This is a genomic window from Aquiflexum sp. TKW24L (assembly GCF_023502205.1).
Classification (GTDB): domain Bacteria; phylum Bacteroidota; class Bacteroidia; order Cytophagales; family Cyclobacteriaceae; genus Cognataquiflexum.
Map to the genome: position 1 here is coordinate 24,847 of NZ_JAMFLG010000040.1, position 15,218 is coordinate 40,064.

General features: G+C 40.8%; 8 protein-coding genes. 5 read left to right on the top strand and 3 right to left on the bottom strand.

The window, feature by feature from the left end; translation table 11 throughout:
- Nucleotides 1-41 precede the first annotated feature (41 nt).
- Both M3O96_RS18855 and M3O96_RS18860 read left to right on the top strand, forming a co-directional pair.
- Nucleotides 42-1,328, top strand: a complete 1,287-nt coding sequence (locus M3O96_RS18855; protein WP_249723110.1) for an APC family permease — start codon at nucleotides 42-44, stop codon at nucleotides 1,326-1,328.
- Nucleotides 1,329-1,414: 86 nt separating this feature from the next.
- A complete protein-coding gene (locus M3O96_RS18860; protein ID WP_249723112.1) occupies nucleotides 1,415-2,095 on the top strand; it encodes a hypothetical protein in 681 nt (226 codons plus the stop codon).
- A 4-nt stretch (nucleotides 2,096-2,099) separates the two neighbouring features.
- Here M3O96_RS18860 and M3O96_RS18865 read toward each other — a convergent pair whose 3' ends face one another.
- Together M3O96_RS18865 and M3O96_RS18870 are read right to left on the bottom strand one after the other, a co-directional pair.
- Nucleotides 2,100-5,525, bottom strand: coding sequence for a VCBS repeat-containing protein (locus M3O96_RS18865; RefSeq protein ID WP_249723114.1), 3,426 nt, complete (start codon nucleotides 5,523-5,525; stop codon nucleotides 2,100-2,102).
- A gap of 117 nt (nucleotides 5,526-5,642) precedes the next feature.
- Entirely contained in the window at nucleotides 5,643-6,668 is a 1,026-nt protein-coding gene (locus M3O96_RS18870; RefSeq protein ID WP_249723116.1) for a LacI family DNA-binding transcriptional regulator, read from the bottom strand.
- A gap of 1,094 nt (nucleotides 6,669-7,762) precedes the next feature.
- Here M3O96_RS18870 and M3O96_RS18875 point away from each other — a divergent pair.
- Nucleotides 7,763-10,771, top strand: coding sequence for a SusC/RagA family TonB-linked outer membrane protein (locus M3O96_RS18875; RefSeq protein WP_249723119.1), 3,009 nt, complete (start codon nucleotides 7,763-7,765; stop codon nucleotides 10,769-10,771).
- Nucleotides 10,772-10,801: 30 nt separating this feature from the next.
- The gene (locus M3O96_RS18880) at nucleotides 10,802-12,322 is read left to right on the top strand and encodes a RagB/SusD family nutrient uptake outer membrane protein (protein ID WP_249723121.1); all 1,521 of its coding nucleotides are present in this window, start codon (nucleotides 10,802-10,804) and stop codon (nucleotides 12,320-12,322) included.
- Between the two features lie 380 nt (nucleotides 12,323-12,702).
- Here M3O96_RS18880 and M3O96_RS18885 read toward each other — a convergent pair whose 3' ends face one another.
- Nucleotides 12,703-13,860, bottom strand: a complete 1,158-nt coding sequence (locus M3O96_RS18885; RefSeq protein WP_249723122.1) for a PQQ-dependent sugar dehydrogenase — start codon at nucleotides 13,858-13,860, stop codon at nucleotides 12,703-12,705.
- Nucleotides 13,861-13,996: 136 nt separating this feature from the next.
- Here M3O96_RS18885 and M3O96_RS18890 point away from each other — a divergent pair, with 136 nt between their 5' ends.
- On the top strand, nucleotides 13,997-15,121 hold the full coding sequence (locus tag M3O96_RS18890; RefSeq protein ID WP_249723123.1) for a sugar phosphate isomerase/epimerase family protein: 1,125 nt from the start codon (nucleotides 13,997-13,999) through the stop codon (nucleotides 15,119-15,121).
- Nucleotides 15,122-15,218: the final 97 nt, after the last annotated feature.

Here is a 15,218-nt window from a genome sequence, read left to right on the forward strand (position 1 = left end):
ATTGATAGAAGATTAGGATAGCAGATAACCACAAAAATACATTGACAAATTCACCCACAAAACTTAAACGCGGCATACAACGATGGGACTTGGTTTTCTTGATCATCAACTCGGTGATAGGGGCCGGGATTTTTGCCTTGCCTGCCAAGGTTTTTGCTTTATCAGGAGTCTATTCCATTTTGGCTTTTGTGGTTTGTGCCTTGGTGATGGCTGTTTTGATTTTGGTCTTTGCTGAAGTCAGTTCGCGCTTTGAGCAGACCGGTGGTCCGTACCTGTATGTCCATACTGCTTTTGGGCCGATCCCGGCATTTATTATCGGTTGGCTACTGATGCTTACGAGACTGTTTAGCTATGCAACGCTGATCAACTTGATGGTCTTATACCTTTCATTTTTTTCTGAAACCTTCAACCAACCTGAAGTCAGAATCACCATCATCATCCTCATCACAGCCTTGATTGCATATTTTAATTGGATAGGTGTAAAAAATACTGCAAGGGTCAGCAATGTTTTGACCGTAGCAAAACTTTTTCCTTTGGCTGTGTTCATCATTGTAGGTTTATTTTATATTGATTTTGACATGATGAAAGGTCAGCCTGTTCCCACTTTGAAGGACTTTTCAGCCTCTACCTTATTGTTGGTTTTTGCTTTCGGAGGGTTTGAAGCTGGATTGGTCAATAGCGGAGAGATTGTCAATCCAAGAAAAAACCTTCCTTTTGGATTGTTGACAGCAGCAGCGGTCATCGCTGGATTTTATATATTGATCCAGATCGTTTCTATCGGGACACTTCCTGATTTGGCAACTTCCGAAAAACCACTTGCAGATGCCGCTTCGGTTTTCATGGGATGGTACGGAGGTCTGTTTATCACCATTGGGGCTGTCATATCGATTATGGGAACGCTGAATGTGCAGATTCTGAGCGGGTCAAGGTTGCCTTTTGCACTTAGTGAAGAAGATCAATTGCCAAAGTTGTTTGGCAAAATCCATCCACGCTTTGCTACACCATATATCTCAATTCTCTTCTTCTCAGCACTTGTTGCATTTGTGGCAATATTCTGGGGATTTATGAGTTCGCTGGCTGTTTCGGTGATTTCAAGGCTGATCTTATATGCTTTGGTCTGTGCCTCATTGATCAAACTTAGGAAAACCAAACCTGACGGAGACTTCTTCAAAATACCATTCGGAAACTACTTCGCCTTGGCCGGAATAGGAGCCACGCTATGGTTGCTTTCAGGTACCAAATCCCAAGAAATTTGGGATACTTTTCTTTGGACATCTGTGGGATTGGTGATTTTTGGAATCCATTCATTTGCCAAAAAATATTTCTAGATAATACCAGATTATTCATACTGAGTTCATTTAATTTCATTTTACATTTAAGATATTTGTTTTTTAACCATAACCTACCCAAACAAATGAAAAAACTCTACACAACTCTCTTATTGCTTTGCTTTTGCGTCTCAGTTTCTTTTGCTCAAACCAAAACTGTAACCAAAGAAAGTAAACCCTATTTCACCTCCGGTGGTGAGTGGATTTTCTCCACAGGAACCGTTCAAAACAAAAATAATGTACTCAGGTTTTCTCCGGTCATCAACCTTCAGACGCTCCTCAATTTTGACCAAAGTGAATCTTTTGGCTGGTTTACAGGAGTTAACATCCGAAACGTTGGATTCATTTTTGATGAATCGGCTTCAGTGAGGAAAAAAGTCAGGAATTACAATTTGGGTATTCCATTAGGAATCAAATTGGGTAATATGAATGACCGATTTTTCTTTGCCGGATATGAACTTGAGATTGCCATGAATTACCGTGAAAGGACTTTTGTGGATGAAGTTAGGACAGAAAGATTCAGTGTTTGGTTCAGTGACAGGATCAATACCCTTCAACATGCACTTTTTATTGGTTACACACTTCCAAAAGGAACCAGCATCAAAGCAAAATACTACCTAAATTCTTTCTTCAACCAAAATTTTACATCATCAAATGGTCAGGGTGGCACCATTCAGCCTTATGCAGGTTTGGATGCCAACATTTTCTACGTTTCTCTTAATTTTGCTTTGTTCAAAAAATGGGAGTTGGTGGCTTTGGAAGATTGATTGATCAATCCTCCCAAACAGTCCTTTTGTTCCCTTTATAGTCAGTGATAGCAACTTTATCATAAGAATCCAAAATAGGTAAAATCCTGGAAGATTGGGAAAGGTATCCATCTCCATAATAGAACTCTTTGGAGGATTTTGACCCGTCTTTGAAGGTGATTTCTGCCAGGTAATCCAAAGGCCCCAGCTTTACAACATGGTTGTAAGATTGGGGCTTTATATTTTTAAAAACTTTTAAGCTGTCTCCATGCTGAGCGGTAAGAATGATTGGATTGCCGTCCTTATCCCTCAAAACTGCCAAAGCCCTGCCTTGTCCATCTATGACAAATCCACTTTCTCTCAATGTCAAGGACTTAAAATCTCCATTTTCACTTTCAATCTGTAGTCCCTTAGAAGCATCATATCTCCCTGTCACGGTTTCATTTCCATAGAAATTACCTGTCATAAGCAAGGATTGATTTCTCTCCGCTGAATTTTCAACAACAACAAGTCCATATTGCGGAGCAAATTGCGCTTCCACAGGCAGCGGCTTTAATAAAAATTTGTTGGCTGTAGATCTTTCCAATACTGCACTTTGAAAATAATCAGCTTCCAAGCGGGCAACTCCTTCTATTGCCCCTGACACAAAAAAATCCTCCAACTTTGTATTGGCATATTCGGAATAGACTAGAAATCTGTTCTTCCAAGATGGCACCTGACTGACGACCATGTCCCTTCCCGGAATAGCAAAAAATCCATCTTGAAGGTATTGAAACATGATCGGGTCGATACTTTTATTGGCATCAAAGTCTTTAGCTATCATGATCAAGGGCTTTTCAGGACTTACTTTCCACCTGGAATTTAATCCAAGGTTTCCTAGTACATATTCCAATTTTCCATCCTGATTGAGGTCTGCTGAGGTGATGCTGTTCCACCAACCGGTGGAATGTTGAGGTGCAAATTCTGCTGAAACATCCACAAATTCGATGGGCGCATCAGTTTTCCGACTTTGCTTCAAAAACCTGACAGACATCCACTCACCTACTACGATCAGGTCCAATAACCCATCCTTGTCAAAATCTGTCCAAAGTGCGGCAGTGACCATTCCCAAAGTTTCAAAGACAGGAAATAAAGAATTACTAACATCGGTGAACTTACCATTATTATTTTCTAAAATCACTGACTTTGGAGCCATAGGATATTGACCGGGCCTCACTCGGCCTCCGACAAAAAGATCTAAATCCCCATCCCCATCATAATCAGCTGCGGTGACTACTGAACCGCTGAAATGCATTTCAGGAAGGGATTCCGTACCTAATTTAAAATTTCCTTTGCCATCATTGATGTACAACCTGTCTTGGTATTCAGGTGATCCTTCTTGATTTCGACTGCCGCCGCTGACTACATATAGGTCTAGGAATCCGTCGCCATTGGCATCAAACAAAAGAGATCCCATGTCGTCAGAAAGAGAACTTTCCTCCAAGCTTTTTTTCAAAAACAGGCCATCTTTTCCCTGAATAAAAAATACTCCAGGATGATCTTTTGATCCTCCAATAAAAAAATCTTCCAATCCGTCTCCATTTATATCTCCAACAGCTATACCTGGGCCATTTTCTGAATGCTTATGGGGAAGCAACCTTTGTCTGTTGAAGTCTTTGTAAGAAATATGATTGTGAAAATAATCAATTCCCAAATCAAGACTGACCTCCATAAACTCAGCCTGCGATGTTTTCTCTATAGTTTGGATGAATTCAACAGCATCACCGTATTCTAAGGTTATAAGTTGGTTGGCAGAAAGTTCTTTGACTATCTGAGTTTTTCCATCCGGCCAAACAACTTTCAGCTCATTGATTACTTTAGAATTACCAATCCCGAAATGGGCCAAAGGTTCTACAAAGGATTTGTATCCACGGGTGGGATAATGTTCATAATATTGAGTGGTATTTGAATCTCCAAAAGCATAATGGATGTAGACTTTTGCACCAAGGCCGTTCCGGTTTTTAGCTGGTCCGGCAAATGCGATTTTAAGGTATTTGGTTGATTCAGGTTCCTTTTCCCTTGTGGTATTTTTATAGATAAAAGCCGTTTCGTTGAGGTTGTTAATGACCAAATCAAGGTCACCGTCATTATCCAGGTCAGCATAAGCTACTCCATTGGAAATCGTTGCATGCGTAATCCCCCAATCTTGGCTTTTGTCTCCAAAAGTTAGGTCAGTATTGTTTTGAAAAACATAATTAGGCAGCTTGACTTCTTTCAGAGATTCAAGTCCTTCAAGGAGTAATTTTCGCCTTTCCTCAGGACTAGTGAAGGGACCAAGGTTTTGGGTGAAATTGATGTAATCCAAGTCCGTCACGTCCTTCCCATAACCATTGCTTATGAAGAGGTCCTTATTGCCGTCATTATCCAAGTCAGCAAAAAGCGGGGACCAACTCCAGTCAGTCTGAAAAATTCCTGACAGAAACCCAATTTCGCTGAATGTTCCATCACCACGATTGAGTTGAAGGGTGTTCCTGACATATTGTGGTTCATATCCCCGTTCTATGTTTGATTGGTACAGGTCGTAATTTTCCGTAGGGGCAAACATGGTTTTTTGCCTCAAATTATCCGGAGGAAACATGTCCAAAGTCACCACATCCGGCAAGGCATCATTGTTGAAATCCGCGACGTCTACCCCCATCGCATTGAAACTTTGATGGTTCATCATATCGGCAATCCGATTTGAAAAAGATCCATCTCCGTTATTGATATATAGAAGGTCATTGGTAATAAAATCATTGGCTATATAAATGTCCGGCCAACCGTCCTGATTGATGTCGCTGATGGCAAGTCCAAGCCCGTAACCTTCTATGATGATACCTGCTGCCAAACTCACATTTGAAAATGTCCCATCACCATTATTTTGGTATAACTTATCGTTGCTTTTACCTTTACCTGTTTTTTCTTTTGGCCGTGAAAGGTTTCTTTGAAAACTCTCCAAGGCATTGGACAAAATGTATAAATCCAAATCCCCATCCCTGTCAAAGTCAAAAAATGCTGCTTGGGTATTGTAACCCCTGTCTGCAATTCCATATTGGGAAGCCATTTCATCAAAAACCGGAATGCCTTCATGATTTAAACCTTGATTCACAAAAAGCAGATTTGGATTGGGAAAACCATCATCCCGGTTGGAAACGCTAACATAAATATCCAGTAAACCATCATTATTGATGTCTACCAAAGTCACCCCTTCCGTCCATGAATCGGTACTTACCTTTGCGATTTCTGTGACATCTTCAAATTTGAAATCACCCCGATTGAGGTATAGTTTTGAGGAGACCATATTTCCGGTGAAAAATAAATCGGGAAGACTGTCTCCGTTGAAATCTCCCACAGCCACTCCACCACCATTGTATATGTAGTCAAAATCGAGAACGTTAAAATCCTTACCGATTTCTATCTTGTTATTGAACATAACCCCCGTTTTATCAGCAGAAAGCAATTCAAATTTGGTGTCACTGTCAGGCTGCCTTGAACAACCAATTATGACAAGACAGCAAATCATGAAATAAAAAGGGGAAATTCTCATATGTTATTTTCTCTTGGAAGACTCCCTGATAATGAGTTCAGATCGTAAAGTGATTTTTTTGGTATTGTGAAGCATACCCTCACCCGGTTTTTCCAGTTGATTGATCAGGTTTTTCATGGCAAGTTCTCCCATTTCATAACCTGGGTAATTGATTGTGGTAATGTTTGGCTCGACAAGTCTGGAAATTACCTCATTGTTAAAACCTACTACTGCAATATCTTCCGGGATTCTGATTCCTTCCAATTTTAAATGCCGGATGCAACTTGCAGCACAAGAATCATTTGAAACAAAAAGGCCATCTGGCATAGGATCCATTTTCAATATTTGGTTGACAATTTCTTCCCCTGCCTCTTCGACAAGATCAGCGTAAATCACCAAAGATGGACGGAAAGGAATATCATTTTCCAACAAGGCATATTTATACCCTTTCAATCTATCTGCATAGACATTGATCTTGAGAGTCCTCAGTACATGGACAATTCTTTTACAACCCTGTTGTATCAAATGGTTTGTGGCATTTTGGGCAGCCTGAATATTATCAATGGTAAAACCCGTGCTATTGGAATGCTCAGCAATCCGGTCATAAAACATCAATGGCGTACCTTTTTTAAGAAAGGGTTTGAAATGGTCAATGTTTTCGGTATCTCCCGCCAAGGATACAAGTAAACCATCCACCCGGCTATTAAACATACTCAAGGCATTTGCTACTTCTTTATCATAGGATTCAAGTGATTGACTGATAATCAGGTTAAATCCCAACTCATTTGCAACTTTTTCCATTCCTGCCAAAACAGAAGACTGAAAACTTGAATTGAGCCTTGGGACGATTACTCCTATATTGTATGTTCTTTTATTTCTAAGGTTTGCTGCAAAAACATTGGATTGATAGCCACTTTCCAGTGCCGCATCAAATATCTTCTTCTTTGTTTTTTCATTGACTGCAGGATGGTTATTCAATGCCCTGCTCACTGTTGTTGGGGACACACCAAGTTCCTTGGCTATGTCATAAATGGTGGTTTCCTTGTTCATTTGGGTATTGAATGCTGGGATATCGAGACGGCGTGATCAAAAACAGTCATTCTTTTTTTTTAATTTGATTGAGATCAGTTTTTGCAAAATGGGAAGTTGAAATATCTATTTATCTAATTTGAATGCAAAGGCAATATGGGAAACTTAGTGTTGATTTTATGAAATCGGTTGTAATGTAATTATTCAATTTACCTATATTAATTATACCATATTTTTTTTATGTTTTTATACTTATTATCATTTTTAGTTTGCTTATCTTCTTGTATTTTTTTAGTAAAGTTAGTTAAGTTTTAAAAGAAAATAATCTTACCTCACTTCACTCTTGAACTTTATTAATTAAGTAAATTCCACAAAGATCCCATAAAGTACATATTTTGATACACTTAATTAAAATTTTTGAAATTTAATTTTGAATTTCACCTCATACACATCCATTTTTCCCATAGGCCACAACAGGATTTAATTTTGATAAATACCTCCTACAGGGGAATTTTCTGCCTAGATCAAATAATTTTATGAAATCGGTTGCATTAACAATTATTTTTTTAGAAGTTTATAATGTCTGATAAACTTGACCTCTTCAAGTGCATGTTGCTTAAGGATTTAAAGTTTGCTCTTGGCAACAGCGATCAAAAAATTAACAATACCCAAACAACCACATATGGAATCGAATTCCACAAAAATTTTCAGATTACATTTTTCATGGTTTTGCCATTTTCCAAAACCTTGGCTGGAACAGGGTCTAATTATTGTTTACTCCGGTTTTCAGGAGACTGTACGATTTGTAAGATTGAATATGGTCCAGGCTTTTGATTTTTCTGCATACTCACCATTTCTTTCTGCTCTCTTATTCAATTTTAATCGAAAAAGTAAACCTTACACTTTGGTTGCACCAATACTGGTTTTGAATAATATAGATATCTCCAGCATTGACTATTACATAAATCCCTATTTCATTACCCCTACACCGAAATCATTTCCATTTACAAAAAACCAAAAACTCTTTTTTAATTAATTATTTCACATAAACCCTAAAACCTATGCATAGTAAAATTTACTGTAAAAAGTCCGGGCCACCGAAAAAAGCAAATTCGTTGCTGGCCCTATTTCTCATCCTAGGAATCTTCTTGCTTCCGCTGAGTGCTATGGCCCAATCCTTTGTGGTCAAAGGGACTGTCAAGTCCGCAGACGGAACAGAGACAATGCCTGGTGTCAACGTCCTTATCAAAGGAACAACCCAAGGTACTGCTACTGATATCGATGGCAATTTCTCAATTGAGGTTCCATCTGCCAACTCTGTGTTGGTTTTTTCCTTTATTGGATTTAAGCAGCAGGAAGTCCGGGTAGGCAATATGACAACCTTGTCCATCAATTTGGAATCAGACATGTCTAACCTTTCCGAAGTCATAGTTGTGGGTTATGGTACCCAAGAGCGGGCCAAGGTGACCGGAGCAATATCTTCTGTTGGATCCGAAGCTATCAGATCCCTACCTGTACCAAACTTGGCTTCTGCCATTCAGGGACGTGCAGCGGGTGTTCAGGTAACAAATGCAGGTGCACCCGGAGCAGAACCAATCGTACGGGTTCGTGGTATCGGAACTGTAGGTAACAATGATCCTCTTTACGTCATCGATGGTGTGCCTGCGGGCGGCTTGAATCAGATCAACCCTGCAGATATCGAGTCTATCGAAGTATTGAAAGATGCGTCTGCAGCCGCCATTTATGGGTCAAGGGCAGCGAATGGCGTCATCCTTGTCACAACTAAAAAAGGGGTGATCGGAAAGCCAAAAGTAACCTTTGATTCCTATTATGGAACTCAGCAAGCTTGGAAACAACTTGACCTGCTAAACAGAGATCAATATATCGCTTTTGGTCGCGAGCTGTTGGCTAACGGTAACCAACCTGCGCCCCAAAGATTCGATATCTTAGGCGATCTTGCCAATGTCGAGACTGACTGGCAGGGTGAAATGTTCCGCTCAGCGCCTATCCAGGACCATAATGTGGCTATTTCTGGAGGAACTGAAAGTGTCCTTTACAATGTATCAATGGGCTATTTTGCACAAGAAGGTATCATGAAAGGAACCGATTTTGAAAGGATTTCTTTCCGTTCAAACACAGACTTCAAAGTAAACAAATATGTCAAATTTGGTCAGACACTTACTTTTGCTTATTCTAATAGGAACAATGAGCCTTTTACCGGAGGCAGAAGCCAATTGGAGCATATTGTAAAGCAAGTGCCTTACATCCCTGTAAGGGACGAAACAAGGTTAGGTGGATTTAGGTCTCCTGATAGGGTGGATGGATCAGATCCGGAAAACCCGGTCTTGAATGCTGAATTGAGAACTGCCAGACAACAGGATTTCAAAATCTTGGGTACTGCCTACATTGATGTAACTCCTTTTGAAGGTTTCAAATACAGATTCCTCGCCGGTATAGATATAGGAATAGGTACCAATGACCAGTACACCCCAAAATTCTTTGCAGGTGATTTCAATAACCAACCTTTTGCTACCATTGCTCAAGGCCGGTCTACCTTTGTTTCCCCTTTGTTTAGTAATCAGTTTTCTTACCAAAAAACCATCAACAAGCATAGCTTTGACTTATTGGGGGTTATTGAGCAACAAACATTCAGGTCTACAAACCTCTCAGGATCTGGACAAAATAACCTGACAAATGACGTCCGCGTACTTCAAGGTGTACAAAATCAAGTGACTTCAGGTAGTCAGACTGATTATGCCTTGATCTCCTACATCGGAAGGGTAAACTATGATTACGATCAAAAATACCTTTTCAGTGCTTCTGTCAGACGTGATGGGGGTTCTCGATTTGGGCCAAGCAACAAGTGGGGTACTTTCCCTTCTGTTTCAGTAGGCTGGAGATTAAGTCAGGAAACCTTCATGCAATCTTTGACTGCCATCAGTGATTTGAAATTGAGGGCGAGTTATGGTGAAACAGGTAATGACCGTATCGGAGATTATGTCTATCAGGGAACGATTAATAGTAACCACTTCTACAACTTTGCCGGAAGTTTGCAAGGTGCAAGTACAATAAGCGCATTGGCCAATGCCAACCTGAAATGGGAATCAACCAAAATGAAGAACATTGGTATGGATTTGGGTCTTTTCAACGACAGGTTTAACCTTTCTTTTGAATATTTTGACAATACCACAGAGGGAATGATCCTTGGTGTACCCATTCCTCCCTCTTTAGGATTTGACGGGGCTCCGGTAGCGAATGTTGGAACTGTCAAAAATAATGGTGTTGAATTTACTTTGGGATACCGAAAATATACCGGTGACTTCCAGTTCTCCATTGATGGCAACATCGGTTTTGTGAATAATGAGCTGGTTTCACTTGGATCCGGTAACACAATCTTTGGCCCTGGATTCAATGGTGATCCCATGACTTTTACAGAAGAAGGTCAGCCTATTGCCTACTTTTATGGATGGATCGCTGATGGAATCTTTCAAACAGGAGAGAGCACTGCGGCACAACCGAATGCAAGACCTGGTGATATCAAATTCAGAGACATTAACAATGATGGGGTGATCAATGCAAGCGACAGAACCAACCTAGGCCATTACTTACCTGATTTTACTTACGGTTTGAACTTTAATGGAAGTTATAAAAACTTTGACATTACCATGTTCTTACAAGGTGTGCAGGGAAATGAGATATTTAACAACCTGAGATTCCATACTGAAGGGATGACAAGGCTATTTAATGCCTCGACAGTTGTGCTTGACAGATGGACACCTACAAATACCAATACCAACGTACCAAGAGCTGTATCCGGCGATCCAAACAGAAATGCAAGAGCAAGTTCAAGGTTTGTTGAAGACGGTTCTTACATGAGGGTAAAAAACATCATTTTGGGATATACAATACCTGCTGCCACATTGAATTCAATTACCAATGGCTATGTGAGTAGAATTAGGGTATATCTATTGACTCAAAATCCACTGACATTCACCAAATATACTGGTTATGATCCGGAGATTGCTGTCCGCACAGGTGTCAACTCATCTTTGGGTACCGGTATTGATTATGGTCAGTTCCCAGCCGCTAGAACATTCATCGGTGGTATCCAGTTTACATTTTAATAAACATCTCAATATCAAAAGTTAAAGTATATGAAAACGAGATTAATTCTTACTTCATTAGTGTTGTTGCTGGGGTTTAACTCCTGCGATGAAAGTAGGCTAAGTCCTACTAACCCAAATCAGTTAGGGGCAGAAACATTCTACCGAACTGGCCCCCAGTTGGTGGCAGCTGTGAACTCAGTGTATGCAGGTCTTCAGGCCAATAACCTCTATAACAGGGAGTATTTCTTCTTCCAAGACCTCCTATCTGATGATTGTGATACAGGAGGTCCCCAGTTGGAAGCGGCAAGGGCACAGGTATTGAACCATGTATTTGATGCCTCCAATCCTCTCAATGAAGCGAACTGGAGGGGTTGGTACAGAATAGTCCATAGAGCCAATTTGATATTGGAAAATGCTAACAAGGCTACTGAAGAAATAACTGAGGCACTTAGATCCAGAATATTGGGTGAAGCTAGATTTCTACGTGCATTGGCTCATTATGAACTTGTCACCCTTTGGGGTGGAGTCCCATTGATGACCTCAACAGCTACCTCTCCTGATGCAAATCCAAGAGTATCTGAGGAAGAAGTTTACACCCTCATATTCTCAGATTTAACTTTTGCGATAGCAAACCTTCCTTTGAAAAGTGCCTATACCGGTACAGACATTGGAAGAGCCTCCAAAGGTGCAGCCCAAGCCCTAGCTGCCAAAGCCCACTTATTTAGAGGAAATTATGCCGCAGCAAGACCCTTCCTCTTAGAAATTATTAATTCAAACCAATATAGATTGGTCGACAGGTATCTTGATAATTTTGAAGAAGAAAGAGAGAATAACGCTGAATCAATTTGGGAAATCCAATTTTCTGAGGCCTTTGGAACTGCAGGTGCTTGGAATGGTGATGGAGGCGGGATTGCCGAAGTGACTTTCCGTGGTCAGGAATATGGTCCAACCGCTTGGAGAAACGTAATCCCCAGCTTGCCTCTTTTCAATGCTTATGAAAGGGTTGCAAATGGTGCTACCAAAGATGACCCTAGAATCGGCTACAACTTCTTCCAGATCGGCGATACTTTTAACGGTGGAAACTCAGTTTTAACTGCTGATAAAGTTCAAGGTAATACTGCAAGGGCAAGCTGGAGAAAATACCAAATGATCTACAAAAGAGGAGCGGAAGACGTTCAATCAGGAATCAACTTTAGGGCAATCCGTTATGCAGATATCTTGCTGTTGATGGCAGAAGTGGAAAATGAAATCACAGGTCCTGCGGCTGCTTTGCCATATATCAATCAGGTAAGGGCAAGGGCAGATGTGGCCATGCCTCCATATCCAACAGCCCAATATCCTACCGGAAGCAAAACAGAAATGCTAAGAGCTATTCAGCATGAAAGACAAGTAGAGTTGGCAGGAGAGCAAATCAGAAACAGAGATATCAGGAGATGGAGAAAACAAAACCTCTTGGCAAGCGAACCTATTCCCAACTGGAATGCAAGGTATTTGTTGATGCCTCTTCCACTTTCTGAAATAGATAACAACAATGCGCTAACAAATGCTGATCAGAATCCCGGTTATTAATCTCAAACCTATTAATATAAAAAAGCCCGGCCATTTGGTCGGGCTTTTTGTTTTATAATTCTTCCCCAATTTCCAAGCTTTTTGAAACCTTTTTGGCTTTCCGCCAAAAACAGATAATAGAATTTTAACCACATATTTAAAGGATTTGCACAGATGGGCAGAATTCGAAACCATTTGGAATCATAGGGTAAGGGAGTGAAAAAGTTGTAGTTGTTATATTGGTTCAAATTGTTGTCGAGTTCTCAGGTTTTCATGGTTTTGGATTTCTAAAATAATAAAAACTCCCTAAGGGTATAGAAAAACAATCAGGAAGCATAAAAAAAACCCTGCCAGAATTTTATATCTAACAGGGCTTTCGAGTTTCACATTTAAATTGATCCTTATCTCTGAGGAACCAGCTTCACCATCAGTCCGGTAGCCTCAGTTACAGCATAGATATAGCCTTCCGGACTTTCAGAAACCTGCCTTACACGGCCAATGTCTTTCAAAAGTGTTTCCTCACCAACATATTTGGTTCCATCAAGTTCTACCCTCGCGATCTGCATACCTGCAAGTCCACCTACCAATACATTTCCTTTCCACTCGGGATATTTGTCAGAAGTCACCAAAGTCATCCCGCAGGTTGCGATTGATGGCACCCAATAGGTAACCGGCTGTTCCATTCCTTCTTTTTCTTTCAATTCGGTTAGGATCGTTCCATCGTAATTGATCCCGTAAGAGATCACCGGCCAACCGTAGTTTTTGCCTTTTTCGATCAGGTTCAATTCATCTCCACCTTTTGGTCCGTGTTCTACAGCCCAAAGACGGTTGTTGGCTTTGTCATAGATCATGCCTTGTGGATTTCTGTTGCCATAAGTCCAGATCGATGGAGAAGCTCCTGCTGTCCCTACGAAAGGATTGTCTTCAGGAATCCTACCGTCATCATAGATTCTATGGATTTTGCCATGGTCATTATCCAATTCCTGCGCATTGGCAGGTCTGGAACCTTTGTCTCCGTTGGAGAAAAAGAGGTATCCGTCATTGTCAAATACGATTCTCGAGCCAAAGTGTCTTCCGCCTTCCCATTCCGGTCCGCAGACAAATACTTCTTCAAGTCCTTCGAGTGCATTGCCATTCAGCTTTGCTCTTGAGATGACCAAGACTTCTCCTTTGCCCTGCTTTCTGGCATAAGACATATAGATCCATCCATTATCGGCATATTTTGGGTGAACGGTAATGTCCATAAGACCTACCTGATTGACCGTACTGACTTCAGGTACACCCGTCAGTTTCTCACCAGTGAATTTGTCATCTTTGAAAATCAGGATTTCTCCTTTTTTCTCTGTAACGAGCATTCTTCCGTCAGGAAGCCAAGTCATACCCCAAGGGTTTTCAAACTCGGTGTAAAGGGTATCCACCTGAATCGTTAATTTTTCAGTTTTGACAGCAAAAGGACTTGGTTCGATTACTTCTGTTTTTTCAGTATTTCCCCCACAGGAAAAAATACCAAAGGCAAGTCCGGTAGCCAATACTAAAGATAGGTTTTTTAGTGTTTTCATTATTTTTGAAATGATTTTGGACAAATTTAATCATTTCAGCTTATTATTCTTTGTTGGTTTTTATAAACGGCCTTCCTTATCCTTTTAAAACCAAAAGCGGGTTTATATATTTAGAAAAAACCAAACTAACTAAAAAATGAGCAATCAGATTTGGATCATGACTTCTGCATTTGACCAATTGGATTTGGATCAGACTATTGAGAAAGCAACAGAAATCGGAGTGCAGGGATTGGATGTTTGTGTTTTTAGAAAAGACAGTACAAGGGAAGATTTTGTGGCTACTCATATGGATTATCAAAACTTTGATATTGAGGCTGCCAAAGGGATGATCGACAAATTCAATGCGGCCCAACTTCGGCTGTCCATCGGCGCTTTTGAAAACCTAATTGGAGGCGATCCTTTTCACAGGACCAAAAACCAAAACCATTTGCTGAAATTGATCCGGATGGCTTACCTGATGGGCGGAGATGAAAATGATGTGAAAGTTGGGACTTTTGTTGGTTACAACCATGAATTGGGCATTCAGGAAAACGGTTTCGAGAAAAATCTGGAAGAATACCAAAGAGTCTTTTCTCCAATCATTAAATATGCGGAAGACCTTGGCGTCACCGTATTGTATGAAAACTGTCCCATGGAAGGTTGGCGCTCTTCAGGATACTCGACGACATACAACAACCTGACAGGAGTCTTGGCCGCAAGGAAAATCATGTACGACCTGATCCCAAGCAAAAATCACGGGGAAATCTACGATCCATCCCACGATGTATGGCAACATACTGATCCTGTGGAAGTCATCCGACATACAGATATGTCAAGGCTGAAGCGCATCCATGTCAAGTCGACGAGAAACATTTCAGATCCTTTCTGGGGAAATATGTACCCCATGCAACGCGTCAAACCCGAATGGGCTGCAAAAGCAGGAATCCCATTTAGTCAAAATGAATGGGACAGGCACCATTACGAAGCGACCTTGCCGGGATTTGGGTTGGGCGACAGCATGGATTGGAGAGCCTTTGTCAATATCCTGAAGGAAAAGGGATTTACCGGACCATTCGAAATCGAGAATGAAGCCAAACTGTCCAAGCAAACAGGAAAAATGGGGGCTATTGTCCAAGGTTGCAAAGCTGCGGTGCAGAACCTGGCGCCTTTGCTTTGGGAATTATCGGACTATGGATTTGAATACCCAAAGTCAGAGATCAAGCCATTGAAGCAAATGGGGAAAAAGGATATTCCGGTGGTGACTATGGATAGGTTGAAGTAGGAAAGGGAGCGAATTGCTCCCTTGCTTTCTATTTTGAATGGAGGCTGAAATTTTTCCATCTCAAACCTAGAAAATTAATTTGGAGGTCATTTTCGTT

Bases quoted from the DNA above. Each gene is read 5' to 3' on its own strand.
- M3O96_RS18860 (WP_249723112.1), top strand. From the start codon at position 1,415: ATGAAAAAACTCTACACAACTCTCTTATTGCTTTGCTTTTGCGTCTCA.
- M3O96_RS18865 (WP_249723114.1), bottom strand. From the start codon at position 5,525: ATGTTCAATAACAAGATAGAAATCGGTAAGGATTTTAACGTTCTCGAT.
- M3O96_RS18870 (WP_249723116.1), bottom strand. From the start codon at position 6,668: ATGAACAAGGAAACCACCATTTATGACATAGCCAAGGAACTTGGTGTG.
- M3O96_RS18880 (WP_249723121.1), top strand. From the start codon at position 10,802: ATGAAAACGAGATTAATTCTTACTTCATTAGTGTTGTTGCTGGGGTTT.
- M3O96_RS18885 (WP_249723122.1), bottom strand. From the start codon at position 13,860: ATGAAAACACTAAAAAACCTATCTTTAGTATTGGCTACCGGACTTGCC.
- M3O96_RS18890 (WP_249723123.1), top strand. From the start codon at position 13,997: ATGAGCAATCAGATTTGGATCATGACTTCTGCATTTGACCAATTGGAT.